The 25,808-nt window shown below is 71.2% G+C and carries 18 protein-coding genes and 1 pseudogene; 8 read left to right on the top strand and 11 right to left on the bottom strand.

Translation table 11 applies throughout. The features are described 5' to 3' along the window. The 6 genes from ACZ7C5_RS30625 to ACZ7C5_RS30600 form a co-directional block, all read right to left on the bottom strand. A complete protein-coding gene (locus tag ACZ7C5_RS30625) occupies positions 1-1,071 on the bottom strand; it encodes an SAVED domain-containing protein (RefSeq protein ID WP_470323897.1) in 1,071 nt (356 codons plus the stop codon). A gap of 283 nt (positions 1,072-1,354) precedes the next feature. Further along, on the bottom strand, positions 1,355-1,492 hold the full coding sequence (locus ACZ7C5_RS30620; protein WP_470323896.1) for a hypothetical protein: 138 nt from the start codon (positions 1,490-1,492) through the stop codon (positions 1,355-1,357). Between the two features lie 71 nt (positions 1,493-1,563). Continuing rightward, positions 1,564-2,238, bottom strand: coding sequence for a P-loop NTPase family protein (locus ACZ7C5_RS30615; RefSeq protein WP_470323895.1), 675 nt, complete (start codon positions 2,236-2,238; stop codon positions 1,564-1,566). 212 nt (positions 2,239-2,450) lie between these two features. After that, a complete protein-coding gene (locus tag ACZ7C5_RS30610) occupies positions 2,451-4,853 on the bottom strand; it encodes a transposase family protein (protein ID WP_470323894.1) in 2,403 nt (800 codons plus the stop codon). After that, complete coding sequence (locus ACZ7C5_RS30605) at positions 4,850-5,584, bottom strand: TnsA-like heteromeric transposase endonuclease subunit (protein ID WP_470323893.1); 735 nt, start codon at positions 5,582-5,584, stop codon at positions 4,850-4,852. The genes ACZ7C5_RS30610 and ACZ7C5_RS30605 overlap by 4 nt, the downstream gene beginning before the upstream one ends. A gap of 159 nt (positions 5,585-5,743) precedes the next feature. Beyond that, complete coding sequence (locus ACZ7C5_RS30600; protein ID WP_470323892.1) at positions 5,744-6,715, bottom strand: hypothetical protein; 972 nt, start codon at positions 6,713-6,715, stop codon at positions 5,744-5,746. Between the two features lie 295 nt (positions 6,716-7,010). Between ACZ7C5_RS30600 and ACZ7C5_RS30595 the strand changes: the two genes are divergently transcribed. After that, positions 7,011-10,625 (top strand): helicase associated domain-containing protein, encoded by a 3,615-nt coding sequence (locus ACZ7C5_RS30595; RefSeq protein ID WP_470323891.1) that lies wholly within the window; start codon positions 7,011-7,013, stop codon positions 10,623-10,625. A gap of 281 nt (positions 10,626-10,906) precedes the next feature. Next, complete coding sequence (locus ACZ7C5_RS30590; protein WP_352297425.1) at positions 10,907-11,404, top strand: hypothetical protein; 498 nt, start codon at positions 10,907-10,909, stop codon at positions 11,402-11,404. 272 nt (positions 11,405-11,676) lie between these two features. Here ACZ7C5_RS30590 and ACZ7C5_RS30585 read toward each other — a convergent pair whose 3' ends face one another. Beyond that, entirely contained in the window at positions 11,677-11,844 is a 168-nt protein-coding gene (locus ACZ7C5_RS30585; protein ID WP_470323890.1) for a hypothetical protein, read from the bottom strand. 120 nt (positions 11,845-11,964) lie between these two features. On the opposite strand from ACZ7C5_RS30585, the pseudogene ACZ7C5_RS30580 reads away from it, so the two are divergent. From ACZ7C5_RS30580 to ACZ7C5_RS30555, 6 genes and pseudogenes are all read left to right on the top strand, one after another. Beyond that, positions 11,965-13,152: pseudogene (locus ACZ7C5_RS30580) on the top strand (AAA family ATPase); the annotation flags it as partial. A 391-nt stretch (positions 13,153-13,543) separates the two neighbouring features. Beyond that, a complete protein-coding gene (locus ACZ7C5_RS30575; RefSeq protein ID WP_470323966.1) occupies positions 13,544-13,939 on the top strand; it encodes an ATP-binding domain-containing protein in 396 nt (131 codons plus the stop codon). A 513-nt stretch (positions 13,940-14,452) separates the two neighbouring features. Further along, entirely contained in the window at positions 14,453-15,094 is a 642-nt protein-coding gene (locus ACZ7C5_RS30570; protein WP_470323889.1) for a hypothetical protein, read from the top strand. 10 nt (positions 15,095-15,104) lie between these two features. Further along, complete coding sequence (locus ACZ7C5_RS30565) at positions 15,105-17,603, top strand: helix-turn-helix domain-containing protein (protein WP_470323888.1); 2,499 nt, start codon at positions 15,105-15,107, stop codon at positions 17,601-17,603. 20 nt (positions 17,604-17,623) lie between these two features. Next, positions 17,624-18,154, top strand: a complete 531-nt coding sequence (locus ACZ7C5_RS30560) for a hypothetical protein (protein WP_470323887.1) — start codon at positions 17,624-17,626, stop codon at positions 18,152-18,154. Between the two features lie 665 nt (positions 18,155-18,819). Continuing rightward, positions 18,820-19,146: a hypothetical protein gene (locus ACZ7C5_RS30555; protein WP_470323886.1), complete on the top strand. Its 327-nt coding sequence runs from the start codon at positions 18,820-18,822 to the stop codon at positions 19,144-19,146. Positions 19,147-20,364: 1,218 nt separating this feature from the next. On the opposite strand, the gene ACZ7C5_RS30550 is transcribed toward ACZ7C5_RS30555, so the two are convergent. From ACZ7C5_RS30550 to ACZ7C5_RS30535, 4 genes are all read right to left on the bottom strand, one after another. After that, positions 20,365-21,057, bottom strand: coding sequence for a hypothetical protein (locus ACZ7C5_RS30550; RefSeq protein WP_470323885.1), 693 nt, complete (start codon positions 21,055-21,057; stop codon positions 20,365-20,367). Further along, the gene (locus ACZ7C5_RS30545) at positions 21,033-21,404 is read right to left on the bottom strand and encodes a hypothetical protein (RefSeq protein ID WP_470323884.1); all 372 of its coding nucleotides are present in this window, start codon (positions 21,402-21,404) and stop codon (positions 21,033-21,035) included. The genes ACZ7C5_RS30550 and ACZ7C5_RS30545 overlap by 25 nt, the downstream gene beginning before the upstream one ends. A gap of 609 nt (positions 21,405-22,013) precedes the next feature. After that, entirely contained in the window at positions 22,014-24,476 is a 2,463-nt protein-coding gene (locus ACZ7C5_RS30540; RefSeq protein ID WP_470323965.1) for a helicase associated domain-containing protein, read from the bottom strand. A gap of 190 nt (positions 24,477-24,666) precedes the next feature. Next, positions 24,667-25,239: a hypothetical protein gene (locus ACZ7C5_RS30535; RefSeq protein ID WP_470323883.1), complete on the bottom strand. Its 573-nt coding sequence runs from the start codon at positions 25,237-25,239 to the stop codon at positions 24,667-24,669. Between the last annotated feature and the right edge of the window lie 569 nt (positions 25,240-25,808).

Genomic DNA, 25,808 nt, shown 5'->3' with positions numbered 1-25,808 from the left:
TCAGCAGGCCGCCCGGCCCACCTCCAGCGTGGCAACGTACCGTCCTGCCAGCCGCTCGTAGATCACCAACTCGGGGTGCACCTGCGGATGGTGCGTGCGGCCCAGTGCCACCGCTGCGGACATGGGGAGGGCCGGCAGGACGTGGAGGCGCCGCAGAGTCTTCGCCTCGGTCTCCAAGCTTGCCAGGAAGCCCCGCATGGCGGCTTCCAGCGACTGCAAGGAAGCCTGTCGCCGCAGGATGTCCGGGTGCGTCGGCGCGCCGACCGGGCTGATCTCGTAACGACGCAGAGCAGCGAGGTCGGCCGGGATCTCACGCCCGGCTATCGTGCCGGAGACGTTCATGACCACCACAGCCTCGTCCTCGGCCGGAACGTCCTGGTCCACGCGCACCGTGAACTTCGTTGCCGGGCCTGTCTCCGCCGGCCAGGTCCACGACTGCCCGATGCGGTGGCGCTGGTACACATCCGTCGGCACGGTGTCGTCCAGCCTGGACCCCAGGTGCACAAGCAGGGGAAGGCGTGCGAACCCGAAGACGCTGATGTGTCGCACGGTGTCGCGGTCGACGCCTGCTTTCAGCTGGTTCGTGATCACTTCGTCGATGGCCCTGGCCGCGTACTGGTAGTAGCTGCGGCTGCTGACGGCGGCGGACTGCGCGCTCTGGGATGGGGTGCAGTCCTCGCCGGGTATGCCCCGCAGGTCGACCTCTACCCCATGGCGGGAGTAGGACTCGAGGAACAACGGGAAACGGGAGCGCGCAGTCACGGCGTCCACGGCAGCATCCCGCGACAGCTCCACGGCCTTCCCGTGGACCGACCCCACCACCCGGACCACCGTGGTGGTGCGGTCCGGCCCCAGCCCTGTTACGTGCCGGATGCGGTCCTCGTGCTCCAGCTTCAACCGGCGCAGCCGCTCGACGGTGAAGACGTTCAGGGCGCCCTGTGCATCGATCTCGGCGTGCTCGTCGGCGCACAGCAGCATCAGGTTGTCCGCGCTGTCCCGCAGATCGGGATTCAGCGGATGCTCGCCCCGTGGCGACCGGGCGTCAGTGCTCTGCCCGACGATGTGTGCCATCTCGCCCAGATTCAGTGTGCGCGATGACAAGGGCCCTTCCAGCAGGTAGGCGTTGCACAGCGCGCACCGCCCCCCGCTGCGAACCCACACTTCCAACCGGTCCCGGGCGGGAAGAGCCTTCCTCCGGTGTGCCGGGCGACCCCCACTCAACTCTGCCGCCTCCGTCGTCCCTGTGCTCGTCAGGCTCGACAATAGGCGATAACTACATTCCTATCGTACGAAGTTGACAGTAGGCGCACCATGATGATCCGGCGAAGGCGAGGACTGCGGCGCGGGACCGTCTCTACAGGGCTTCGCGTTCCGCCGTGAGTAGGTCGAGGTACTGGGCGGCGTCGTGGATGACGTCCAGGGTGATGGCCTCGGTGCGGTCGAGGATGGCCAGTTGGCCGGCCATGCCGAGGAGCGGGGCGAGGTGCTCCATGAGGCCGTCCGTGATGCGGTAGAGCTCCTCCTGGTGCTCCAGCAGGCTGCCCGGCCGGTGGTGCCGCAGTCTCAGCCGCCCGTCGAGGGTGAGAAGGGTGCTGACCCATTCGTCGGGATGTTCCGAGCAGCGGGGCGGCAGTCGGTTGACCCAGAGGGTGGAACGGACCGCTGCCGAAGGGAGGCGGTTTCGGCGGGGCGCCGAAGGGAGCTGAAGCGTGCGGTGCGGGCTTCTCGGAGGATGTCGCTGGAGCCGATGCCGCTCCAGAGGACGGTCAGGCCCAGTTCGTCGGCCAGGCAGTCGAAGTGGTCGAAGGTCGACTGGAGGTCTTCCGCCCGCAGCCGGTCGATTCCGTCGACGAGGCAGATCTCGGTGCGGGCGTGACGCATGACGTGGAGGGCGGGGCCGGTGAAGTCCTTCATGCGCTGGACGGGGCGCTGATCGGTGTCCGGCCGGTAGAGGTCCCAGCCGAGGAAGACCGCCAGGGCCGCGGACCAGTCGGCCGCGGAGCCGGGGTCGGGCGGGGTGTTGATGCACACCACGGGGATCCGGCTGTCGTCGATGCCACGGAGCTTCTCGAGCCGTCCCTGGTGGGCCAGGCCGATCTGGTGGAGCAGGGTGCGTTTGCCGGTGCCGCGGCAGTCGCTGTCGATGGCCACGTGCGGGTAGAGGGGCCGGCCGTCCGGGCCGCGGCGCAGCAGCCGCCGTGCAAGCTTCAGGCCTCTGGCGATGTCGGTGGTCTCCACGAGACCGAGGCGCGCGTGGTAGCGAACGCGCGGGTCGTCCTCGTCGACGGGGGAGTCGACGGGGGAGGGGCTGTCGGCCGGTGGGATCGGGGGAGGAGCGGGCCGGTGACGCACGCGGGCGCGCCATCCCGGCAACGTCGTCGGGGCGGCGGGTGCCAGCAGCGCTTCAGCGGCGGGTCCGCCACCACTTTGGGGTTCGCGTACCGGAGTCTTCAACGGCTGTCTCCTCGGGGTCCGCCGCCGGGCTCGTCGCCGCACCGCCCGTCCGTTGCCGGCCGATCGGTGTCGCTGTCCTCCTGAACGGGGCCGGTGCCGGGGTCGCGGTCGGTGGTCTGCGCGGTGCCGGGATCGGCCGCGGGAGGGTGGAAGCCCGGAAGGGATGCCAGGAACTCGTCCAGGCTCAGGTCGGCCTTGCCCCGGACGCGCTCCGGGGTGTCGAAGAGGTCCTCGGCGGGGCGGTCGAGGGAGCGGAACGGGCGGACGGAGGCCGGGTCCAGGGGCGGCATGTCGTCACTGGAGGGGGTACGGGCAGCGGGCAGCGCAGGACGGGTCGTGGCGGCTGTACGGGCGGCGGGGGTCGCCGCCGGGGCCGGCGAAGGGCCGGCGGCCGCGGTGCGCAGGAGCTGGTCGGCGGCGCGGGCGATGGCGACCTCGTTGCGCCGGTCGCCGCCGGCCGCGAGATGGACACGCAAGCCCTCCTCCCACGTCTCCTCGGTCCACTGGTCGGTCAGCAGCCGCCGGTGGATGAAGGGCACCTCGGTCCACGGGTCGAGGCCCGCCTCGGTCCGGTGGTCGAAGAGCCAGGCGACCTCCGGGTGGTTGGGGGAGTAGCGGACCTCCCAGCGTCCCTGCTGTGCGGTGATCCCGGAGGGCCCGCGGAAGGGGTCCAGCCTTCCCCTGTCCAGGTTGTAGGTGCGGTTGTTGATCTGGAAGCCCTTGCGGCCGACCCGTACCCAGACGGCCGGCAGCAGTTTGCGCTCCTCCTGCGCGGTAAGCGCGACGGCCCGGTAGCCGCGCAGGGAGACCAGAGCCGCATACATCTGATTGGGGGTCAGGCGGAGTCCGGGGGTGAAGGGGCTGCGCAGTGCGCCGTGCGGGGTCTGCTGCCAGCGGAGGACCACCCACTGCTCGAACAGGTCCTGCAACTGGGAGATCGTCCACAACGGCTGCTTGCGGACGCGCTTGCCGCGCAGGTCCAGGCGGTGATGGGTGTAGGAGGCCAGGTACTGGCTGAAGCCGGTCTTCACGGCCCGCATCGCGCGTTCGACGATCGCCTTGTCGACGGCGGTGCGCAGCCGGGCTTCGCGCACCTCGATGCCCAGGCTGTGGCAGGCCCGGGTGAAGTCCGCGGAGATGTAGGGCGAGCCGTGGTCGATGACCAGCGTTTCGGGTTTGATGACGGGCCGTGCCGCGGAGCCGGCGAAGCGGGCATCGGCGGCCAGGAGGTCCTCGAAAGGCAGGTCGGAGCCTTCCATGAACGTCTCGGGAGCCCAGCCCGGCCGGGCGGGCAGCGGGGCGGTGGCCTGGGCGAGGACCTGCATGGTGTCGAAGGAACGGGTGGCCCGTCCGTCGGCCCATCGTCCAGTTCTGCCGGTGGTGCCGATGCGCTTGGGCACGATCAGGCAGCCGATGACGCTGCGGGTGGCCACGTCGATCGCGATGGTCAGCTCCACCGAGATGGCCCGGCCGCTGTCGTCGAGGACGAGGACGTCCAGGCCGGTGGTGTCGATCTGGACCAGTTCCCCCGGCCACCGGGCCAACGTCGCCCGTCGGGAGCCGCGCCGCTCTGCGGCAGTGGCGGATCCCGCCCTGCGGCGGGCCGCGGCCGCGTGCGCGCCCTGCGCGGTGACGCCCAGCCGTTCCATCAGCCGGTAGAGCGTCGCCGGACTGTTCACCAGGCCGCGTGCTGTCTTTGGGTCGGCCAGGAGATCGGCGTAACGGGCCTTGACGGTCCGCTCGACCCGGCCGATGAGCCTCGACAGGGTCCCCGGTGACTGCCCTCTGCCACGTTCCTCGCCCAGGATCTCCCACACGATGTCGACCACGCGTGCATCGACGCGCCCGTGCGGGGTTGCGGTGCGTAGCCCGCGCCTGTCGACCAGGCCCATCAGACCGTCCTTGCGCCAGGCGGCGCACTTGCGTTCGACGGTGGCCGGCGACACCGGTGTCCCGGCCTGGGTGAGCTGTTCGGCCTTGGCCTGGTACCGCTGACGCAGGGTGCGGTGCTGCGGGTCGAAGGCGGGCCGGGGCTCGGTGATGGCGGGGACATGCGGGGCCTGCTCGTGCAGGACCTCCATGACGTGCTTCTCCCACGCGAGGGCCGCTGTGCGCAGCGCCTGCGGCAAGGCGTGGAACTCGCCGGAGCGGGCGGCAAGTGTGCTGCGCGGCGCGGCCCGGTCGAGTACGGCGAAGTCGGCGGCGGCGGTCACCGCCGTCTGCAGGATGACCAGCGGTTCCGCGTGGCCCGCCGCCGTGACGGCGTCCAGGAACAGACGGGGCCCGTGGAAGGCGGTGACTCGCCAGGCGGATCCGCGGAAGCGGATCGTGTCGCCGAGCGCGATGCTGTCGGCGACTGCGGGTGCCGCACCGTCGGAGGACCGCCCCGGCGCGCTCACCCCCTCTCCCCGGAGGCGGTCCAGGCGGTCGAGGCCGGGGTGAGGAGCGCGTCGGTGTCGATGTGCAGCCGGTCGGCCCAGATGAGGTGGTAGGCGAGGTCGATTCCCTGGGCCTGGGGCAGGCCGGCCGCGCGTACCCCGGAGCGGATGGTCCGCGGCGAGGAGAACTGCTCCGCCAGAAGATCGTCCTGTCCCTGCGGCAACCAGCGCGGATTACGGGCGGCGTAGAGCAGGCTGAGGTTGTCCAGTTCCACGCCGGTGGGCGGCTGCATCACCCGCACCTGCCAGCCGGCCGCCTCCGCCGCCGCGGCCAGCACCTCCTGCTCCCACTGCCATCCGTCGCCCGGCTCTTCCGGCTGCACGCGGATCACCTCCCGCCGGCTGGCCCGAACCGCTACGAACGCGGGCCGAAGGGTGTGACCGCGCCCGTCGCAGCTCCACCGCAGTTCCATCGGTCCCGCGCTGCGAAGCCCCACCGACGGATCGCGGTCCAACACCATCCCGCAGTGCTGCTGGCGCAGAGAGCCGCAGGCCAGAGGCTGGTCGGTGGAGCTCGCCCACGCGTTGGTGACGAAGGACTTCCGCCCCGGGTAGGCCACCGGGGGGTGCACCGGCGCCAGCTCCTCGAACGGGACCTCGGCCGCGTCCGCGACCGGGATCGCGCGGCGCCGCCCGAACCGGTCGAGGAAGGCGACGGTGATCTCCGCCGCGCTGACCGGGGCTTCTCGCACGCCCAACTCCCTGCAGGATGCCTCGGCGACCGCCTCGCGCGAGTCCCCCACGCAGCATCCCGCGCCGAGCCTGGCCCCAGCGGCCGTTTCCGGCTTCCAGCACCCGATCGTGGACCTACTGGACGCCAGTACGAGTCGGAGAGCTTCGGGGCGGGCTGCTCAGACGACGCAGGACGGGTCGCTCCACTCCCACGGCAGGCAGCTGCTCGTCGCCTCCCCGTCACCGCGATGGACCAACGCCGTGACCGGCTGCCGGTCGCGCCGACCGGCGCCGACCGTGACGGCCTGCGCCCCGGCGCACCGATGATGCCGATCCAGCCACTCCGCCACCGGGACCCGCCACTCCTGCGCGGGCAGCATCAGCGAGCCCGCCAACTCGGCCAGCTCAACCACCAGGCGGGACTCGGCTGCAGCCCACGGCCCGCCGGGCAGGGCGGCGCGCTGCCGCTCGTAACGCAGCAGCGCCTTTGCCACCTGCACCGCCTCCGGATACACCACCAGCCACGCCGTCTCGGTGTCCCTTCCCGCGAGCCCGGCCCGCTCGGCCCGCTCGACCCACCGCTGCACCTCAGGGGCACGGCGCCAGCACCAGCCGGCAACGGCGAAGGCATCGGCAACGAGGGCCGCCCCCGGGGGCCCGAACCGCCGCTCGAGACGCCCCCGCACACGGTGGGCCCGAACCGATTCCGGAACCCCGGCCAGATCCACCCCGCCCGGCCCGCGCTCGTACACGTAGCTGAAACGGCCGTGCCGCTGGCAGACCCGCCACCGCTCCGGCCAGACCTGCCACACCTCGCCCCAGCCCCCGCCCCGTGCCGCCGCGCACAGTCCACAGGCCGGCACCAGGTAGCGCTCCAGCGGCCGCCACGGCCACTCCCATCGTGCCTGCTCACCGGGCAGGAGATGCACCTCCCGTAGATGAGGAAGAGCCCACCGAAGCCGCGCCGCAGGCATCGCGAGCATCCGGGCGAGCCGGTCCGCCGCCGGCCGGCTCAGGAACACCTCCGCCAGATGCGGCCGCAGAGCCTGCTGCATCACTCCGTCGCCCAGCTCGTTCAGAAGGAACTCGACCCCCACCCCCTGCACACCGGCCACCCGCCACAGAAACGAGCAGTTCGACTCGTCGGCCACGAAACGCAGAGGCAGGCGCGGCAGGCTCCCCACCCACATCCCGATCCCCCTCAACGCCCCTGCAGGACACCCGCGCCGGTGCACCACGGGTCTGCCGGTGAACCCGGTCAACGGCACGGCCACCGCCCGGCAGCAACACACCGTGTCCCCTGCATAGACGGCGTTCCGTCCCGGGCGGAGCCACTTCGGAGAAGGTTCAGCCCACCGGGTGAGCGTTCCTCCGAGACGCTCACACGCGGCGGCCCGGCCAGCATCCTGGCTGCGAAGCCGTTTCCCCGGCCCCGGGAGCCGTTCCGTGCTGTACGACCCACCTGTCCAACGCCTCACCAGCGAACTGTGGACACGCCAGCGTGAAGCGGCGGACTGCGTCCTCAACGCCTTCGCGATGGGCCACAGGCGGCAGCAGGTCCACATGGCGTGCGGCACCGGGAAGACCCACCTGGCCGTCCACATCGCACACGAACTCGCCGCCGGAAGCCGCAGCCTGACCGTCCTGCCCACCCTGGAACTGCTCAACCAGACCGCCCGAGTCTGGTACACCTCCGGCAGGCCGGGCCACTACATCGGCGTCTGCTCCGACGAGCAGACCAGCGAACCCGCCCTGGGCGGTGTGCTCACCATGACGGGCGACGCCGAACACCTGGCCGGCCTCGCGCGCAGCGCGGACGGGCCCGTCAGCGTCTTCGCCACCTACGCCTCACTGCCCAAGATCGCGGAAGCTCACCGGCGCCACATGCTGCCCCGCTGGGACATCGCGGTGATCGACGAAGCCCACCGCACCGCGGGCGCCCGCAACAAGCCCTGGGGTGCCATCCACGACGACGACGCCGTCCCCGCCCGCCACCGGCTCTACCTCACCGCCACCCCGCGCATCTGGGACGTCAGGCGAGGCATCACCGTCGAGCCCGTCGCCTCCATGGACGACATCGCCCTCTTCGGCCCCGTCGCCTACCGCTACTCGCTGGCCCAAGCCATTCAGGAAGGGCGCCTCGCCGACTACCGCATCGTGGCACCCGAGATCCACCATCCCGACCTCCGCGCCTACCTGGCCGGACGCAAGCGCGCCCGAACCCCGCAAGCCGACGCCATGCGCGTCGCCGCCGCCCAACTGGCCCTGCTCAAAGCGCGTGAAGACCACGGCATCCGCCGCGCCGTGGTGTTCAGCCGCAGCATCGCCCAGAGCGAGGCCTTCGCCGAGACCCTGCCCGAGACCGCCGCCAGCGTTCCAGGACACCACGCCGACGACCTCTGGGTCGCCAGCATCCACTCCCGCCACAACCGGCGCGAACGCCGTGAGCGCCTGACCCGATTCGCGCAACCACCACACCCGGGCGCCACCGGCCGACCGGCCGACCTCAGAGTGCTGTGCAACGTCCGCCTGTGCGTCGAAGGAGTCGACTTCCCGCTGGCCGACGCCGTCCTGTTCGCCGACCCCAAACAGAGCACGGTCGAGATCTTCCAGGCCATCGGCCGCGCGCTGCGCCTGGGACCCGATGCGGACAAGGTCGCCACGCTCGTCATCCCCGTGCTCTTCGGCCCCGGCCAACGAGCCGAGGAGGCCACGTTCGGCACCCCGTACCACCTGCTGCACCAGGTCATGATCGCCCTCAAGGCGTACGACGAACACTACTTCTACCGCCTCCCGAAGAGCGGAACACAGCTGTTCCTGCCCGCGTCCGCCGCGGCCTCCGTCGTCCGCCCCGAGCGGGCCGGCGAGATCGCTCCGCACTTGATGCTGCGCGTCATGGATCCCGAACCCGACGTCTGGGAGATCGGGATGGCCAACACCCAGCTCTTCTTCGACACCCACGGCCACGTGAACGTCCCGAGCAACCACATCGCCCCCGACGGCTTCCACCTCGGCTGCTGGCTCGGATACCAGCGCGCCCTCAAGGCCGCGGGCGACCTCTCCGCGACCCGTGCCGCGGCACTGGCCACCTGCAACATGGCCTGGGCGCATCCCAAGGACAGCACCGAGACCTATCTGGAAGCCGCCCAGGCCTACGCCGCACAGCACGGACACCTGCTCCCGGAACCCGGGGAGACCTACCGGGGGCGGCCGCTGGGCCAGTGGCTCGCCGAGCAACGGCGCCAGGACGACGCAGACACCCTCCCGGGGCCCTACCGGCGTGCCCTGAAAGACATCGACCCGTGGTGGAACCCCGCCTGGCCCGAGGCCTGGCAGCGCATGTGCTCCCGCGCGCGTACCCGCAGCACCGGGCTGACCCTCTCACCGGGGCCCCTGCCGCGCCGCGCCAACGCGCTCACCCGATGGCTGGACCAGCAGTTCGACACGTTCCCCGAACTCGCCAAGGAACAGCAGGCGCAACTGGCCGCGCTGCTGCTTCACGACAATCCACTCGCCATAGGGCTGCGCCGCCCGCACGGCAGTCGGAGCACCACTCACGCCCAGGGCCTCCGCGCCGCCCGGCGCTTCTATCGAGAGCACCGACACCTGCGTGTCCCCGCCGGCCACGTCGACGAACACCTCGGCACCCGGTTTCCCCTCGGCCAGTGGGTCAGCGACCTGCGCACGATGGCCACGGCCGGCGGCCTCGGCACTGAGGAGACCGCCTCCGTCGAGGCCCTGGGCATGGAATGGACCATCCCGGCGGAGACGGAGGACGCCCCCGAGAACCTCATCGGGATCCGTGCCGGCAACGAGCAGAACCGGGTACGGCGGGAAGGACCCGACCCCGCCGACCCCCCCACCAGACGCCTGTGGATGACGTGCCACGAGCGCCTACCCGCCGATTTCCCCGACCTCCTGCTCTACGGCGGCGGGCGCCAGCTGATCGACATGCCGGCCGGAGCGGGGAAGACCCTGGTGGCCTCGGTGACGGCCGACCGGACACAGGGCCGAGCCTGCCTGGTACTCGGACCCGACCCCGCTTACCTCCAGGCCGTGGTCAAGACCTGGCGCCTGGTCCGCCACCGATCAGTCGCAGGCATCAACCTCCACCCCACGCGCTCCGGCAGGAAAGACCCCCGGCTCACCAGCGCGACCCAGCTGGCCGACTGGATGGCCCAGCACGCCTCGGAAGTCCTCGTCGTGGCCCGCTACCAGGACGCCGAACTCATCGCCCAGGGCCACCGCGACCACCGACTGGCCCCATGGGACCACCTTGTCGTCGAGGACGCCCACCGCACAGCCGAGGGCAGCATCGGGCCGGACCACCCACACGCCCCGATCCACTACGACGACGGCATCGTCGCCTACAACCGCCTCTACCTGACGGCAACACCCCGCATCCCCCACGAAATCCCGACCGGCGGCAAAGCCGGGTGCTCCTGGACCGTCGACATGCCCGCCCAAGAAATCTTCGGAACTCACCAGCGACGTGTGGAGCGTCGGGAACTCGTCGACCAGAACCTGCTCAGCCCCTACCAGGTGATCCGCACCAGGGTCCCCGAAACGCCGACGGACCCCTGGCGAGCCCAGGTACTCGGCCTCGCCCATGTCATCGAGCAGCACTCGCTGCGCCGTGTGGTGGCCGTACTCGAGAACCCGAAGCAAGCACAGTCATTCGCGTCTCGACTGGCCTGGCGGATGCTCGACGCCAATATCCTCATCCCCTCGCAGGGCACCTCGCGGCGCAGGCACGACCAGCCTGTCATCTGGTGCCAGACCGCGGGGCGTCCCATGCCTTCCGACCTCGACGCCATCGCGCTCCCCTCCGACTCCTACACCACGATGGGCCTGGTTGACACGCTTGCGCCCCTCATGGGCCAACACGCGGAGCGAGCCCCGCAGACGATGATCATCGTGCCCGAACCCTTCGACCTCCCGGCCGGCGCGGGAGCGAGGCGCCCAGCGGTCATGCGCCGTATCGCCGCGGCCCTCTGGGCCCACGACCCCACAGGAGCACTCGCGACACGCCGGGAGCCGGCCGGACTTCGAGCACCATGAACCGGGAGGCAGACACACCCGGCCGCCCGTCGTGCCGCGGAACCCGAGCACCGGCACCAGCCGGGTCTCCGAGTCCGGAAGAGAACTGGAAGCCGGGCCGGAACGAGGAGTGACCCGCCGGGGCGAGATGCCGGACCGAGCGGGCCGGCGCGCGGGCTTCGGGTGGCCAACGTTCGGGAGGCCGATCGTGCTCCGGCCTGCTGCGCCCACCTGCTCACCCGAAAGCCTGAACCCAGGCGAAACGGTCCGAGGAGAGAGATTGCCCGCACAATCCTGGGACCATGACGAATCGCCCCGGGAACATCTGGTCCGGCGTCAGCATCGCCGTCACCCACACCGGTCTGACAGTGCCCGGTGCCCTGGAGGCCAGGCACCACGACAGAACAGCCGTCATCACACGCAATCAGGTGCGCGCTGTCACCCTGGTGTTGTCCGGCCACGATCCGGCCACGACCGCTGCCGTCCAGGAACGCTTCGGCTGGCCGGTGTGGGAGGCACCCGCGGTTCCCGTGCAGGACCAGGACTGGAAGGCCGTCTTCCACTCGGCCGACCGCACCTTCGAAGGCTTCTACAACGAGTCCGCGCAGAGCACAGACCCGAAGACCGTTCGCCTGCCGCGGCCGACCCGCCTCACCGACGAGATGTGGCAGATGCTCGAGAGGACCGGCGGCGCAGTGATGTGCATCGGCCTGGAAGGCGCCCCGACACTGCAGGACATCGCCTCCGCAATCCGACAGTGCCAGTTCCACGCGGCCGTGGTCGAAGCCCTGGTCCGATGAACTGCCACAGGCCGCACCACCTATCAGCGGCCACACCGTCCCCGCGGTCGCAAGAGAACGGTCGGCTGGTCGAAGGTTCGCAGGCCCACCGCGCGACAGGCGGCGCGAGTACCTCGAGGCGGAACAGGCACGCGAGGTCGCCGAGGCCGCCGTTCGCGCCGGGATGCACCTGAACGACGTCGAGCAAGGCCGCAGCGGGACCGCCGGCCGCGCCACGGACCTGTTGACCGGCCACCATGGCGCGGCCGTCGGGGGGAGAAGGCGCCGAATCGTCAAAGCGGCGGTGTGCACAGCAGCCAGCCGGCCGCCTGGAGCTCCGCGAGGGCGGCCGGGCCATGGATCCGAAGCGCCTTGAGCAGACCGGGCGGCAGCGGTGACAGACCCGACGGCCGGACCCGCAGCGTGCAGATCACGGCGAGCAGCCGGGCCTCGGGCCCCACCGAGGGTTCCAGTGAGGCGGAGGTGTAGGTAAGTGCGGCCCGGGCCGCGAGCCGCTGCTGCCCGGGCGATGCCGCCTCACCGCCGCCCCGGCGCTTGGGCCCGGGCCGGTGTTCGTCGTGATGGAGGGGAGACGGGAGGGCGGGGGAGCGGACCGGGACTTCGGCGGCTCCTCGGATCGTGCGGGCCTCCACCTCATCGGCCCGGCCCGCTGTGCGGAGATCATCGCGTCCTGGCAGCTCCACCAGGAGATCCGACAACTGATGGCCCTCCTCCAGAGCGCCGGCATCTCCGCCACCCACGCACCCCGCATCGCCCGCCACTTCCGCGTCGAACGCCAGGAAGTCCACGACGTCGCGGACGTGCTGGAGATCATCCAGGACAACCCCTACCGGCTCACCGAGGTCTACCGCATCGGCTTCAAACTCGCCGACAAACTCGCCCTCTGGCTCGGACTGCCAGAACGCGGCCCCCACCGCCTCCGGGCCGCGCTCCTCCACACCCTCGACGAAGCAGCGCTCAAGGAAGGCCACTGCTTCCTCCACGAGCGCCAGCTCTACACCCGCACCACCACGAACCTCGGCGACGACACCCTCACCGACCTTCTCCCCGCCCAACTCGACGTACTGCGCGCTGAACGCCGCGTCATCGTCCAACCCCTGCCCCACGGCGACCACCACCGCCTGGCCGCCTTCTCCCCGCACCTGCACGCCGCGGAAGCCTCCGTCGCCTCCCGACTCGCCCGGCTGCGCGCCACCGGAACGCGCCTGGAAGGGATGGGGGAGTGGCACACCGCACCGCTCCCACTCGGGGACCGGGAACAGCATCTGGTACCGGCACAGGAGAGCGCGGTCAGGATGGCGCTCGGCGAACCGGTCTCCGTACTGACCGGCGGACCGGGCTGCGGGAAGTCGTTCACCGTGCGGACCATCGTCGACGTCGTGGAAGCGGCCGGCGGCCAGGTCGCCCTGGCCGCGCCCACCGGCCGCGCGGCCAAGCGCCTGGCAGAATTCACGGGCCGCACCGCCACCACCGTCCACCGGCTGATCGGCAAACCCCGCGACGAGGACGACGGGCCGGTCAGTCTCTTCGACGCCCACGACCCCCTGGACGCCGACCTCATCGTCGTCGACGAGGCCTCCATGCTCGACCTCGCCCTGTTCGACCGGCTGCTCGGCAAGCTCACACCCGGTACCCACCTGCTCCTGGTCGGCGACGTCCACCAGCTTCCGAGCGTCGGCGCGGGCCAAGTGCTCCGCGACCTCCTCGCCGTCACCGCGATCCCGCGCACCGAACTGACCGAGGTCTTCCGGCAGGGCGAGGACAGCGCGATCACCCACAACGCCCACCGCATCAAGGCCGGCCAGAACGTCCACAGCACCAAGGACTTCTGGTTCATCAAGGTCCCCGACCCGCGGAACATCCCCGCCACTGTCCTGGACATCGCCACCCGCCGCCTGCCCGCCGCATTCGGCATCGCCCCCGCGGACATCCAGATCCTCGCCCCCATGACCAAAGGCCCGGCCGGGACCCACGAACTCGGCCTCGCCCTCCAGGCCGCGGTCAACCCCCCCCCACACCGACGGCCAGCCCCAGCACTGGGGAGACGGACGCCTCTTCCGGCGAGGCGACCGCGTCATCGCCGTACGCAACGACCCCCACAAAGGCGTCCTCAACGGGTCCACCGGAACGGTCACCGCGATCGACGACAAGGAACGCCGGCTCCACGTCACCCTCGACGGCGACGCCACCGTCCTGTACGGGTTCGACGAACTCGACGAACTCGACGAACTCCTCCACGCCGACGCCATCACCGTCCACCGTGCCCAGGGCAGCGAGTACCCCTTCGTCATCGTGCCTCTCACCACCGCGGGCCCCGCCTACCTCCTCCTGCGACGCAACCTGCTCTACACCGCCGTCGCCCGCGCCCGCCGCATGCTCGTCCTCGTCGGAGACGAAGAGGCACTCGCCAGGGCGATCAAACAACCCACCGCACCCCGCAACACCTCGCCCGCGCCCCGCCTGCACGAGGCCCTCACCGGCACAACGGTCCTCCCCCGCCCGCTGAGAGCCTCGGAACAAGTGGTCCTGTACTGAACGAACGGGGCTATCAGGGGCGTGCAAGTGGTTGTTGTCGTTCCGATCCCGAGGGTGCAGGCCGAACGGAGCCCGGCAGAAGATCCGGCCAAGCCGGCTTCGCGCCGACCCGAGCGTCGGGGCCGCAGCAAGCGCCCCCTCCACCAGTCGCGCGGCAAGCCATCGTTGGCAAGGCCGCGGTTGCGCAAAGTCCCTTCGACGGTGAAGCCGAGTTTCCGGCGACGGCGCGTGACCCGGTGTTCCCGGCCATGGCCCACCACTCGACGTGGTGGACGTCGAGGACGGCCCAGTCCCAGCACCAGCCCGCGCCGGCACGCGGCTGGTACGGAGACGGAGGCGCTCTTCGTCACGCCCTGCCGACATGCCGCCCCGAACGTTGGACACGCGGGCTCGGCGGCAGCCCTGGAGCGGGCCCTGGGGGCGCACGCCGTGGTGCTGCGCGCCGCTTTCCCTAAGTTCACAGATTGGACGGGCGTAGTATTTGGTTAAGTTCTACTGTTTGGGGGTCGAACCGTGAGGATCAGCATCGGCGGCGAGCGGGTCGAGGTGCCCGATGACCTGGGGCGCGCGCTGCTTGCGGCGCTGCGCGGGGAACGCTTGGTGGAGCCGCCGCTGGCCGCCACCTTCGACGACCTGACCTCCCTAGTCGCGCGGATCAGCCGCGTCACCCAGCACCTGACGGTGGTGAGGGAGCTGGCGATGTCCCGGGCGGACGCGACCGGCGGCTACTCCAACCGGCGCGCGCTGGGCATCGCGGCCGCGATGGCGCCGTCCCAGCTCGGCCGGGTGCTGGAGGGCCACGGGCTGCCGCGGGACCGCCGCAGCGGCGGAGTGAACCTCGTGTCCGCGTTCCGCACCACCGACGACGGCGTCCTCCACCTGGCCGCCGAGCCGGACGTGGCCGGCCTGTCGTCGTTCACCCTGCCAGCCACGCCCACGCCGAACGAGGCGATGGGCCTGGCGGAGTTCGCCGGCCGGGAGCTCACCTTCTACTACCGCCCGCAGGTCCCGATCGCGGTGGCCGACCTCGGCCGCACGGCCGGCTACACCCTGCGCGACGCCGACCAGAACGTGATCGGCTGCGTCACCGAGGACGTCTTCGACGCCCTGTTCGGAGACCCCCGCCTCGACCCGACCCGCCCCAACGGACGCTGAGGAGCGCCTGATGTCCGACGAGCTCTTCGACTCGGTCGACGCCCTGCTCTCGGGTGTGCGCACCGGCCTGCCCGCCCCGGCGGAACGGCAGCGGCTGCGTGTGGCGGCCGGGCTGACGGTCACCCAGGTCGCGGTTGCCCTGCGGGTGGACTCCGCCCTGGTGCGCGGCTGGGAGGACGGCAGTGCCGTCCCGGGACCGGACATCATCCCGGCCTACGCCCGCCTCCTCGGCGGCTTGGCCGCGCGCTTCCCCGTGCCCGAGGAGCCTGCTCCCGCGCCCGCCTCGGTGCAGGGTCCTGCGGCGCCCGGGCAGCAGGCAGCGCCGGTGCCGCAGCAGGTGATGCTGGACCAGAACGCGGACGGCTCGCTGGTGATGGGCCCGCCCGAGGCCTGCGTGCAGTGCGGGCAGCCGTCCGTCTACCGTGCCCAGGGCCGTCCGATGCATCTGGGCGGTTTCTGCCGTCCCGCCGCTCCCGCTGTCCCGGCACCCGCGCCCGTCTCCCCCCAGGCCGAGCAGCCGACCCCTGCCCCGGCTCCCGCCACCAGCGCGCCGGCCCCCCCGACCGGGCTGGTGGCTCCCGTGCCCGCGCCCGCTGTTGCGGCGCCGTCCCGGCCCGTGCCCGCCGCACCGGCGGCCCCGGTGGTGCGGGCCGACCGGCGCCCTGCGGCGGCCCGTACGAGCCGTCCCGCCGCGGCGCGCCCGGCCGGTGCGGCCGCCACCGCGAGCGCTGCCCGGTGGTGGCCGGTGGTCGCGCTGGACGCCGCGCCGGACGGAGGCTGGGCGCTGGACGTGCCGCAGGTCCCGGCCCCGGCCGGGCCGAAGCTCACGGACTGGTTCGCATGGCTGGGCACCGGCCTGCCGCTGCGCGTGGAGCGCGCCCACCCCGCCGGACGCGGCGGCGACGGCACGGTTTGCCTGACCGCCGCCGCCCTCAAGCAGCTCGGCCTGCCCGCCGCCCTCCCGGGCACCGAGAAGGCCCTGGCCTCGTTGCAGGCGAAGATGGCGAAGGCCGCTGCCCTGGTGGGCATGGAGCTGAGCGAGCACATCGGCCCGGCCTTCCACGTCTTCCGCCGCGCCGGGTCGGCCGGCGGTCCGAAGACCTCGGTGCGGATCACCGTCGCCCCGTGGCTCGGGCAGGGCGACGCCCGCCAGCAGGCCACCAGCGTCCTCGCCCTGCCGCTGGCCACCGCCCCCGACGGCACCAAAGACGCCCTCACCTTCGCCCGCCGCTTTCGGACCTTCACCACCGACCTCGGCGTCGCCCCGGGCGCGTCGGCCGCCTCCACCGGAATGCTGCTCCTGGACGCGGTGCGCCCGCGCGTGGAGTGGGTCAAGGACCCGGTGACGGGGGAGTGGTCCTCACACCTGCGCGAGGGCGCGCTCCCGACGGGGGACCTGTGCGTGCCGCCGGCCGCCGGTGCCCGGCACCCGCTCACCCGCCAACTGCTCGCCTCCGGCGAGGCGGTGTGCGAGGAGGAGGACTACAAGTGGTGGGCCCGCGAACTCACCGCCGCCGAAGCGGCGCGCCGGTACGCGGTCGCGGTCGACGTCTGCGCCTCCTACCTGTCCGTCACCGACTCCCTGCGCCTGCCCGCCGGCCCGCTGAAGCTGGTGCAGAACCCGGACTGGAACGGTGGGAAGACCGCCGGCCTGTGGTGGTGCGACTTCACCACCACGGCGGTCGACGAGTTGCTGCCGCACCCGGCCACCTTCCACGGCCGCCCGCCGACCGGCCCGGGCTGGTACGCCACCCCGACCGTCGCCTACATGGCCACCACCTACGGCTTCGACCCGGCGACCATCACCGAGGCGTACCTGTCCACCCACACCGTCCCGCTCCTCAAGGAGTGGACCGGGCACGTGCGGGCCGGCTACAAGCGCGCCTACGCCGAGCTGGGCCTGACCGACGGCCAGAGCCCGACAGAGTTCCTCGCCGCCCACGCCGTCCACAAGGACACCGGCACCGACCCGGTCCGCGCGGACGCCCTGGTCCTCGCCGGGCTCTACAAGAACATCTACAAGGGCGGCATCGGCAAGTGGGCCGACTCCGCCCGCAACGCCCGCCCCGACGAGACCGTCTGGCTCGAGAAGGTCGCCGCCGCCTGGTCCTACCGCCCGGAGATCCGCTTCCACATCATCGCCGCCGCACGGATCGCCGCCCACCGCCGCCTGCGCAAGACCTGGCAGCTCACCGGCCGGGCCCCCTTCGCCGTCAACGTCGACAGCTACCTCTACGCCGCCGACGCCCCGTCCCCCCTGGGGTTCCTGCCGGTCAAGGACGACGGCACCCCCGTCCCCGGCGCGCTCCGCCTGGGCATCGCGCCGGGCAGCCACAAGCACGAGGCCTCGATCCCGCTGGAAGCGGTCCTCGAGGTGATGGGCCGCCGCGAGCACCCCTCCCGCCTGGTCCACGACTACACCACCGACGGCACCGCCATCGACCAGAACCAGGACCAGGCCGCCGAAGGCGACGGCACCGAGACCGACGACCAGGAAGGCGGCAACTGATGGCCGGCAGGCTCCGCGGCATGTTCGGACAGGTACGCGAGGCACTGTTCCCCTCCCGCCAGGCCCCCGCGCAGTCCACCACCCAGGCCGGACACGTGCGCGAGCGCAAGTACGGCGGCAGCACCAAGGCCATGGCCGCCGCTTACGGCGTCGCCCCGCGCACCGTGCTGCGCTGGATCGACGGCACCCGCCACCCTAAAGGAACGGACGCAGAGCGGCTGCACCGCGAAGCGCTCGACGTACAGACCACCGAGCGCGGCCGCGAGCGCAAGGCCAGGCAGCTGGCCCAGCTCGGCACGATCTCCGGCATCGGCGCCAGGGTCGGCCGCACCAGTACCTTCGAGATCCGCGGCTCGGACGCGGTCCGGGCCCGCGACGTCCACCTCAGCCTCACCGGCGAACAGGCCGCAGCCCTCGCCCGCGCCGAGGACGAGGACGACGTGCGGCAGGTCATCGGCCAGGCCCTCGCCGACTACTTCAACGGCGGCCCCTACGGCGGCTTCACCGCCGACGACTTCGACTTCGACCCCAACGATTTCGACCTCAACTGACCGAACAGCACCAACAGCCAACTTGCCTACCTAAAAGGCGAGTTAATTCAAGACGAACACGGTCCGATGGTCGCGCCCCGCACCGGGAGCGGCGCGGCCATCGGACCGGCCACGACCGCTTGGACACAGCCGCGGCGGACGAGAATCCGGGGAATCCGGCCTCAGTGGCAGAACAGGACGAAATTCCGAACCGCATTCCCGACGCCCCGATGCCGGTTGCACCCGAAAGCGTTCGACCGCGAAAGCCACAGAACTCCACGGACGGGACAAGTCCTGATGACGACCGACGACCACCAGAACGACCACGGCCACGCTGACGCCGACCAGGAGCTGGCGGACCTCGAGGCGGCGTGGGCGCTGACGCCGGCGCGGTGGCGCTGCGCCCACTGCGGCGACCGGATCGCCGGGGAGGGCATGAACCTGGTTCGGCCCCATCCCGGAGCCGGGTCAGGACCGCGACGCCGGGCCGCGCTTCCACATCTACCGCAACGCCTGCCGCATCGCCGGCGGCCAGCCGCCGATGGCCACCCGGTAGGCGAAGCCGTCCGGCCGTCACCGTCGGGTGGCGGCCGCCGTTGAACCGCACGCACAGCCCGGAGGAGGGGAGGCACCATGCCGGACTCCGTGAAGCCGGTCCCGACCCCGCCGTACGCGGGCGGTTGGAGTTGGCCGCCTCCCGGCCCGCGCTGGCGGACCGGGACCTGAGCCGCCCGCTCCTGGACTCGCCACTGGTGCGCGGCGCGATCTGGCTGCGCTGCACCGCAGACGACGGCATCCGGACCCTGCACCACGGTGGCGCCCTCGCCCAGCACCCCGCCGTCAACGATCACGACGAGCACAAGGACGAGAACGACGGCCAGGAGCACGAACTGCTCGGCGACGTCCGTTGCCGGATCCGCCGCCGGGCGTCCGGGATGACCCTGGAGGCCATCCAGCAGGCCCTGCACGGGCCCGGGACGACGAGCGCGCGACCGGCTGATGAGGCTCGTTGAAAATCCCTACCCCGTGCTCGGGGTACGGGACAGACCTGCTCACTTGATCTCCCCACCCCCAGAGCGTTGACCTGGGACGGAGCGTCAGGGCTCCGGAGTCGCCCGTCAGCCAGCAGCACTTCGGGGCGGACCGGGCTGTCCAGGGTGGGCGAAGCCCATCGCGCAGCGACGCCGCAGGCGCCCTTGACCGACCGGGCCGGCCCGGACCCTACGGAGATGGGCGACTCCGGCCTTCGATGCACGCGCAACCAAGTGGGGAATCGAGAGCGAGCCTGGCCGTTTTCGCAGATCCTCATCACGGCACGCCGACGCCGGAAACGAGAGCGCCTACGCCACCGCTGCCGACGCCCTGGAACGCGCTGGCCCTCCACGCGCTGACCGACAACGACCACCAGGCCGTCCGCGACCTCACCCGCACCCTCGACCCCGCCACGCTGCGCCAGGTCATGGACTGGTTGGAGCGTACCCGCACCGGGGTGCGTCTGACCGACGCTCATGTGGTGGAGCTGATTGCCCAGGCCGCCGCGGCAGGGGTGCCGGGCGCGTCCCCCTGGCCCGGGCAGGGCTCCAGCCCCTGCTGGACCAGAAGCGTTCCCACGTCTGCGGCCCGAGTCCGGTCGTCCCGCCGGTCCGGCCCGCTCCGGAACCTCCCGGTGAGCAGTGCTGGCCGGACGGCCTCGAGAGGTACACCCTCCAGCAGACGTGGAAGCAGGGCCTGCTGCCCTGGAAGGCGAGCACCATCAGGACATACCGTTCCCGCTCGCACCAGCGGGGCATCTCCTTCCCTGCAGGCGTGCACGACAAGACGGGAACGCACCACTACACCAAAGAGGAACTCCGTGCTTGGCTCGCGGCCTGGACCGCGCAGTCCGGATCCGACAACCTGCCTCTGCCCCAGCAACAGTCCACGCCGGAGCCCGTCTCCACCAACTGACCGCGAACGCGCACCCCCCCAACCTCCACGGGCCCGCAGCCTCCCCAAGTGCTGTCGGCTGATGCAACACAGGGCTGCAACGCGAGATTTCGCATTACACCCCTGACCTGGGCCTTCGTCTCTCCGGGCGGCGTCCCGCCCGTCTGGCGGCGGGAGTGTTGCACCCCCGAACTGCCGGGCCTACCCAGCGCATCCCGAGTTCGGTGAGGCTGGCAGCGCGGGATCGGTAGTTTTAGCTGTAGCTCCAAAGGCGAGGAGCTGACGGGAGCCTGGCTGTGTTGTTGTCAGGTCGTCATGTCGAAGGTCGCCGACTCGTCGGCGGTTATCGGCATGCGGTACGGGTTGCCCTGGCCGTCTTGGAGAAGAGTCAGGAGCTTCTGCCCGTTGCAGATCTTCTCGACTGGGTGCCCGAGTAGCCACGCGAGGACCTGAGCGTAGTCGGTAGGAGCGAAGTCGTCGAAGACGGGTTTGGCTGACAGGCCGGCTATCGGCAGGGTCACTACCTCGACGTGGTCTTCGGTTGCGTGGAGGAGGTGTTTGGGGGTGCGGTTGAACAGGCTGGTGGTGTAGGCGGTCAGAGCTGCTACTTCGCGGAACTGTTGGGGGTGCAGGTCGAGGTGCTTGGCAGCTTCCAGACCGGGCAGTTCGACTGCCTCTGCCAGCGCTCCCCAATCCTGCATGGCTGAGACCACGACGGTTCGTCCGATGCGTATCGCGAAGAACGGGATGTTGATGATGTCCACGTAGTCGAAGCGGTTCCGGCGTTCTGTCGGCTCCATCGCGCGGAAGACGAATGTGGAGGCTGGGCGCTGCTTGTTGTTCCATCGGACTACGCCTCGAGCGGCTTGGAGCAACAGGTGGTGCATCCGGAACGATGCCAGAAATTCTGGGTCGATGATGGTCCCGCCAGCGGGGTCTCGTCGATCCCAGAGGAGTGACATCTCGCGGAACATCAGCCCGTAGTAGATCTTGCCCATCCATAGGAACAGGGTTGTCCGGTCGAGTGCGCGACCGCGTCAGGGCCTGCGTCAAAGGCGCGGCCTACTTCCATCTCGATGCGGGACAGGTGTTCGTTGTTGCAGCTGCCGCAGCACGGGATCTTGAGCTGGGAGTAGGGAAGGGTCGTGCCGTTGAGCAGATTGATCTTTGTGTTCCAGAGATCGAAGCGCCGCAGGAGCCACTGCGGGAAGACGTGCTCGTCGGTGCGGCTCGCAGGTGAGAGCGGCACGCCGCATAGGAAGCACTGGTCGTTGGTCAGCGGCTGGTCTTCGCCCAGCCGATATACGAACCGATCCAGCGCCGTTGAAGACTCGTCAGCGGTCATGGGATGAGATTACTGATCGTGTGGCGGCGATCCGAAAGGCCGGTCCACAAGTCGGCCGCCGGTTCCGGGCACCGACATCAACCAGAACCGGTGACGTTCGCGGACACGCTGGTGGGGTGCCAGATACACGCGTACGGAAGTCCTGTTCCCTGTACGGGCCGCCGTGCAGCCAGGGCACGCCGGATCCTGTGCCGAGACCTTCTCCACTCCGTGGTGGAGCAGCCCTGCCTGCCCCGTGTACCAGTGGCCGTGCTCGTACTGGATCTAGGCCGGCAGCGCCCGCAGCAGCCGCGCTCCTGCGGGACGCCGCTCAACGCCGCCAGCCGTGCCCCGCGCGTCGCCGTTGAGACGCACTTCGCTGTCCGGCCGCGCCCTGCCGACCAGGTTCAGGCGACCATCGACCTCGACCAGCGCCGCCAGAACGTCTACGGCGCCTACCCGGTAGCAGTCCGCGATCCTCGAAAGGAACGACGGCGTTATCTCCCCCTGCAGGGGAGCGAACCGGAACACACCGGGGCCCGGTCCAAGACCGTGCACCGGCGACTCTCTCCTACCGCCCATCGAGGAACCGCATCCTCTGTGCTGGCCCCAGTACAGTCACCGCCCCTCCTATTGCCAGCGGATGCCGAGTTCGGTGAGGCGGGCGGCGCGGGCGGTGGGGATGTCGGCGCGGCGGTTGCGGCTGTTGGCGATGAACAGGCCCAAGCTGACCTCGGCGCTGGTGCCGTCGGCCAGCAGCAGCGTCTCCTTGTGCTTGCGCGGGACGTTCAGGTGCCCCTCCCGCTCCCGGAACTGGACGGCGGCCGCGAGGTTGCGCTGCTCCTTGTCCGCGTGGCTCACCTTCGGGGCCGGCTTCTGCTCGGCGGCGAGGGGTTCGAGTCCGAGGACGTGCTCGAGGGCCCACTGCTGGGCGGGGACGAGCTTGTCCCAGCTGGCCTGCTGGGCGCGGGCCCATCCGGTGAGGTCTTCGCCCTGGACGACGATGCTGCCCGGCTCGGCGCCGGTCAGGGTTCCGCCGTTCTGGAGGTGGCGGCGGGCGAGGATGAAGCACCGCCGCCAATCCACCGGCCAGGACGGGCACCACCCCGGGTCGATCTCGTCGAGGGCGGCCTTCCTTTCGGCGGTCAGCGCACCGGTCCGGTCCAGCCCGGTCTCACCGGCCTCCGTACGGCGCTCCAGGGCCTCGGTGCGGCGTTGGGCGGTGCGCAGGTTCTTCATGATGGTCCCGACCGGCCGCCCGCCCCACACCGCGTCCGCGGGCGGGCAGGCGTGGCCGTGCTCGGCGGCGTAGCCAGCGATCGCGACCAGGTTGTCGGTGAAGGCGGAGTCGAACGCCGACCAGACCATGCCGAGGCCGTCCAGCTCCTTGACGCGCTCGGCGTCAAGGACGCCGGCGGCCTTGTAGCGGCGTTGGTCGGCCACCCAGGAGCCGAGCCGGTGCCCGGACGGCGCCTGGTGGGCGTAGGGCACCTTCACGTCCCCGAAGGCCGTCTTGTAGGCGAGTAACTCCTCCAGGCCGCGCCGGAACTCCTCCCGCTCCGGTTCCAGGACCCGGGTGCGGACGAACGCGGCGATGACCGCGGGGTCGCGCTGGGTGGAGAACTGGAGCAGTTGCTCCTCGGCGGGGCCGGAGCGCCGCTCGTCCGGGTCGCCGGCGTGCCTGGGCTCCCTGGGGGGCCGGGTCTCGGACTGCGGCAGGGCCAGGCGCTCGACGGCGGCCGCGTCGTGCGAGCGCAGCGCCATCAGCAGCTTCGCCAGCCCGTCGAACGCCCTCGACGACAGCAGCTGCTCCCCGCTCTCCTCGGGCCCGAGGATGACCGGGACGACGATGGTGGCGATCTTCCCGCTGCCCGGCGCCATGCGCAGGGCCCGGCCGACGGCCTGGACCAGGTCGACCATGGAGCCGCGCACGTCGGCGAAGAACACGCTGTCGCAGTCGAAGGTGTCCACCCCCTCGCTCAAGACCTTGACCGAGGAGAGCACGTAGCGCTGCAGCCGCAGCCCGTCGTCGGCGAGCAGCGAGGAAAACGCGCCCAGCGTGGCCCGGCGCTCGGCGACGGTGTGCTCGGACTCCAGCCAGCTCGTGCCGACAAGCTCCGGCGCAGGGTGCAGCGCCGGGTCCTGCTCCCACAACACCTTCGCCACCTCGGGCAGCCCGGTGCTGAGCGCCCGCGCCTCCGCCACCATGTGGTGGAACGACAGGACCCGCGCGAGGTCCCACTCGGCGGCGGCGGTCAGCACAGCGGTCTGCAGGGCCGCCAGACGGGCGCCCCGGTACTCCACCGACATCTCGTTCGCACCGCGCTGCTCCAGGCCCTGGAGAGTGGGGTCGGAGACGTCGACGCAGACGATCCGGTACGGCGCGATCACCCCGTCCGAGATCGCCTGCCCGAGCGGGTAGTCGTGGGCGATCGGCCCGAAGCCGGACAGGCTCTCGTCGTCCATGCTCGCGATCAGCTCGGCCGACTCCATCCCGGCCGCCGCCCGCTCCTGGTCCCGCTCCTTGACCGCCCACAGTCGCGGGGTGGCCGTCATGAACAACCGCCTGTCACAGGCGATCCTCGTGTTGTCCAGGATCGCCGCCCACGGCTTCCCAGCCTGACCACTGACCCGGTGCGCCTCGTCGACCACCGCGAGCGAGAAGGCAGGCAGCCCGGCCTGGTGCGCCTTCTCCAGGTGCCCCAGGCCCAGGCTCGCGTAGGTGGCGAACACGGTGACCCGTTCGGGGCCGGCCGTCCAGCGGATCAGCTCGGCCGGATCGGTGGTGCACGGGATCCCGGGCTGCTCGCTGCCCTTGAGCGAGCAGAGCCCCACCATCCGACCGCCGTGCCCCTCACGCTTCCAGACCCCCACCGTCTGCTCCAGCAGCGGCAGGGACGGTACCAGCACCAGTGTCCGCTCCGAGCGCAGCCGCCCGGCAACGTGCACGGCCGTGAGCGACTTCCCCGAGCCCGTCGCCGCGCGGATCTGGCACCGCAGCCCCTCCGCTGGCAGCAGACCCGACGCCGGAGGCGTCAGAAGTCGTACTGCCACATCGCATGCCTCTTCCTGATTAGGGCGAAGCTTTTTCATCATGATTCAGATTTCCCTTTCCTGGAATTCAGGCGACGTGTTCGGAGGGTTTACGGCGATTGGCTGCGCCATTTTCACGGCGTGGTTAGTCCTCGCCGGGGTCCTCGTTCTGGAGTGCACCGCTCGCACTCGGCGGTCTCCAGGTCGAGGTCGACGACCAGGCCGTCCAGGTAGAGCCGCTGACCGGACGTCAGGCCCAGGACAGGGTCGTCGGCCAGGCGGTGCAGGGCCGCCGCCACCAGGCCTCGGCGGCTGCGCCCAGGCTGTGGCGCATTGCCTCCTCGGGCTCGTCGGGGTGGTAGTGCTGGGCGATCCCGTAGGACTCGGCCGCCTGCTCCACCAGCCGGTCGAGTGCCTGCGCCCCCAAGCGATCGGCCGGGAGATCGGTCAGGCACAGCGGCAGCCTGGACGGGGCAGCGTCCTGGACCGCCGGGCGCAGGCACCTCACCCGCTCCCGCTGCCGGTCCTCCCGCTCCCGCAGCGCCTCGTGCCAGCGGAGCACCTGGGGGTCAGGCTCGCGGCGGTAGGAGTCCCACCTCTCGCTCTCCATCAGGTCGCAGGTGCGCCGCAGCTCGTTGCGGCGCACCGCGGCCAGCCGCTCCTCCCGGGTGATGGACCCCAGCCGCCCCTCCCCGCCGGCCGGAGCGACGGTGAGCAGAGGCTCGCGGATCCGCCCCCTGTCCAGCCCCTCGATCTCGCGGTGGATCTCCTCCCGCACCCCGAAACGGTCCTCGAAGCTCAGCGAATTCACCGACTGCTCCACAGCATTCATTCTTCCTCCGCCTCACGATTCCGCCGCCGATATTCATCACGCCGCTGATCCCACCCGACACTGCGGCGAGGAGCCTCCCGGAGCTGTGCCGCTAAGCCAGAGTCTAGCGGGCAGCTATCTTTGATGCATGAGAACGGGCGAAGCCCGCCCCTTCACCACCCCAACGAGTGACCCCACCTCATGACGACCCATCACCCAACCACCCACCCAAGGCGCGAAGCACCCCCACCACCCCAGCCAACCCGGGCGAAGCCCGGCACCCACCCCAACCCCACCAAGGGCCGAAGGCCCCACCCTGACACCCACCCAACTCCAGAGCAAAGCAAGGAGTTGACCCACCGCAACCCCAGGGCGCGCAGTGCCCGCCACCCCACCGATCGGGCGCAGCCCGATCCGGCCGGCGCAGCCGGCCCGCTGCCCGCGCGCAGCGCGGGCAGCCTCGGGCGAAGCCCGAGGCCCCCGGCCGAAGGCCGGGGCAGTACCGGCGCCAAAGGCGCCGCGCAGCGCCGAAGGCGCAAGCAACCCGGGCCGAAGGCCCGTGGTTACCCGGCGTAGCCGGG

The organism is Kitasatospora sp. NPDC036993 (assembly GCF_055607525.1).
This window is presented reverse-complemented; position numbering and strand designations above follow the sequence as displayed.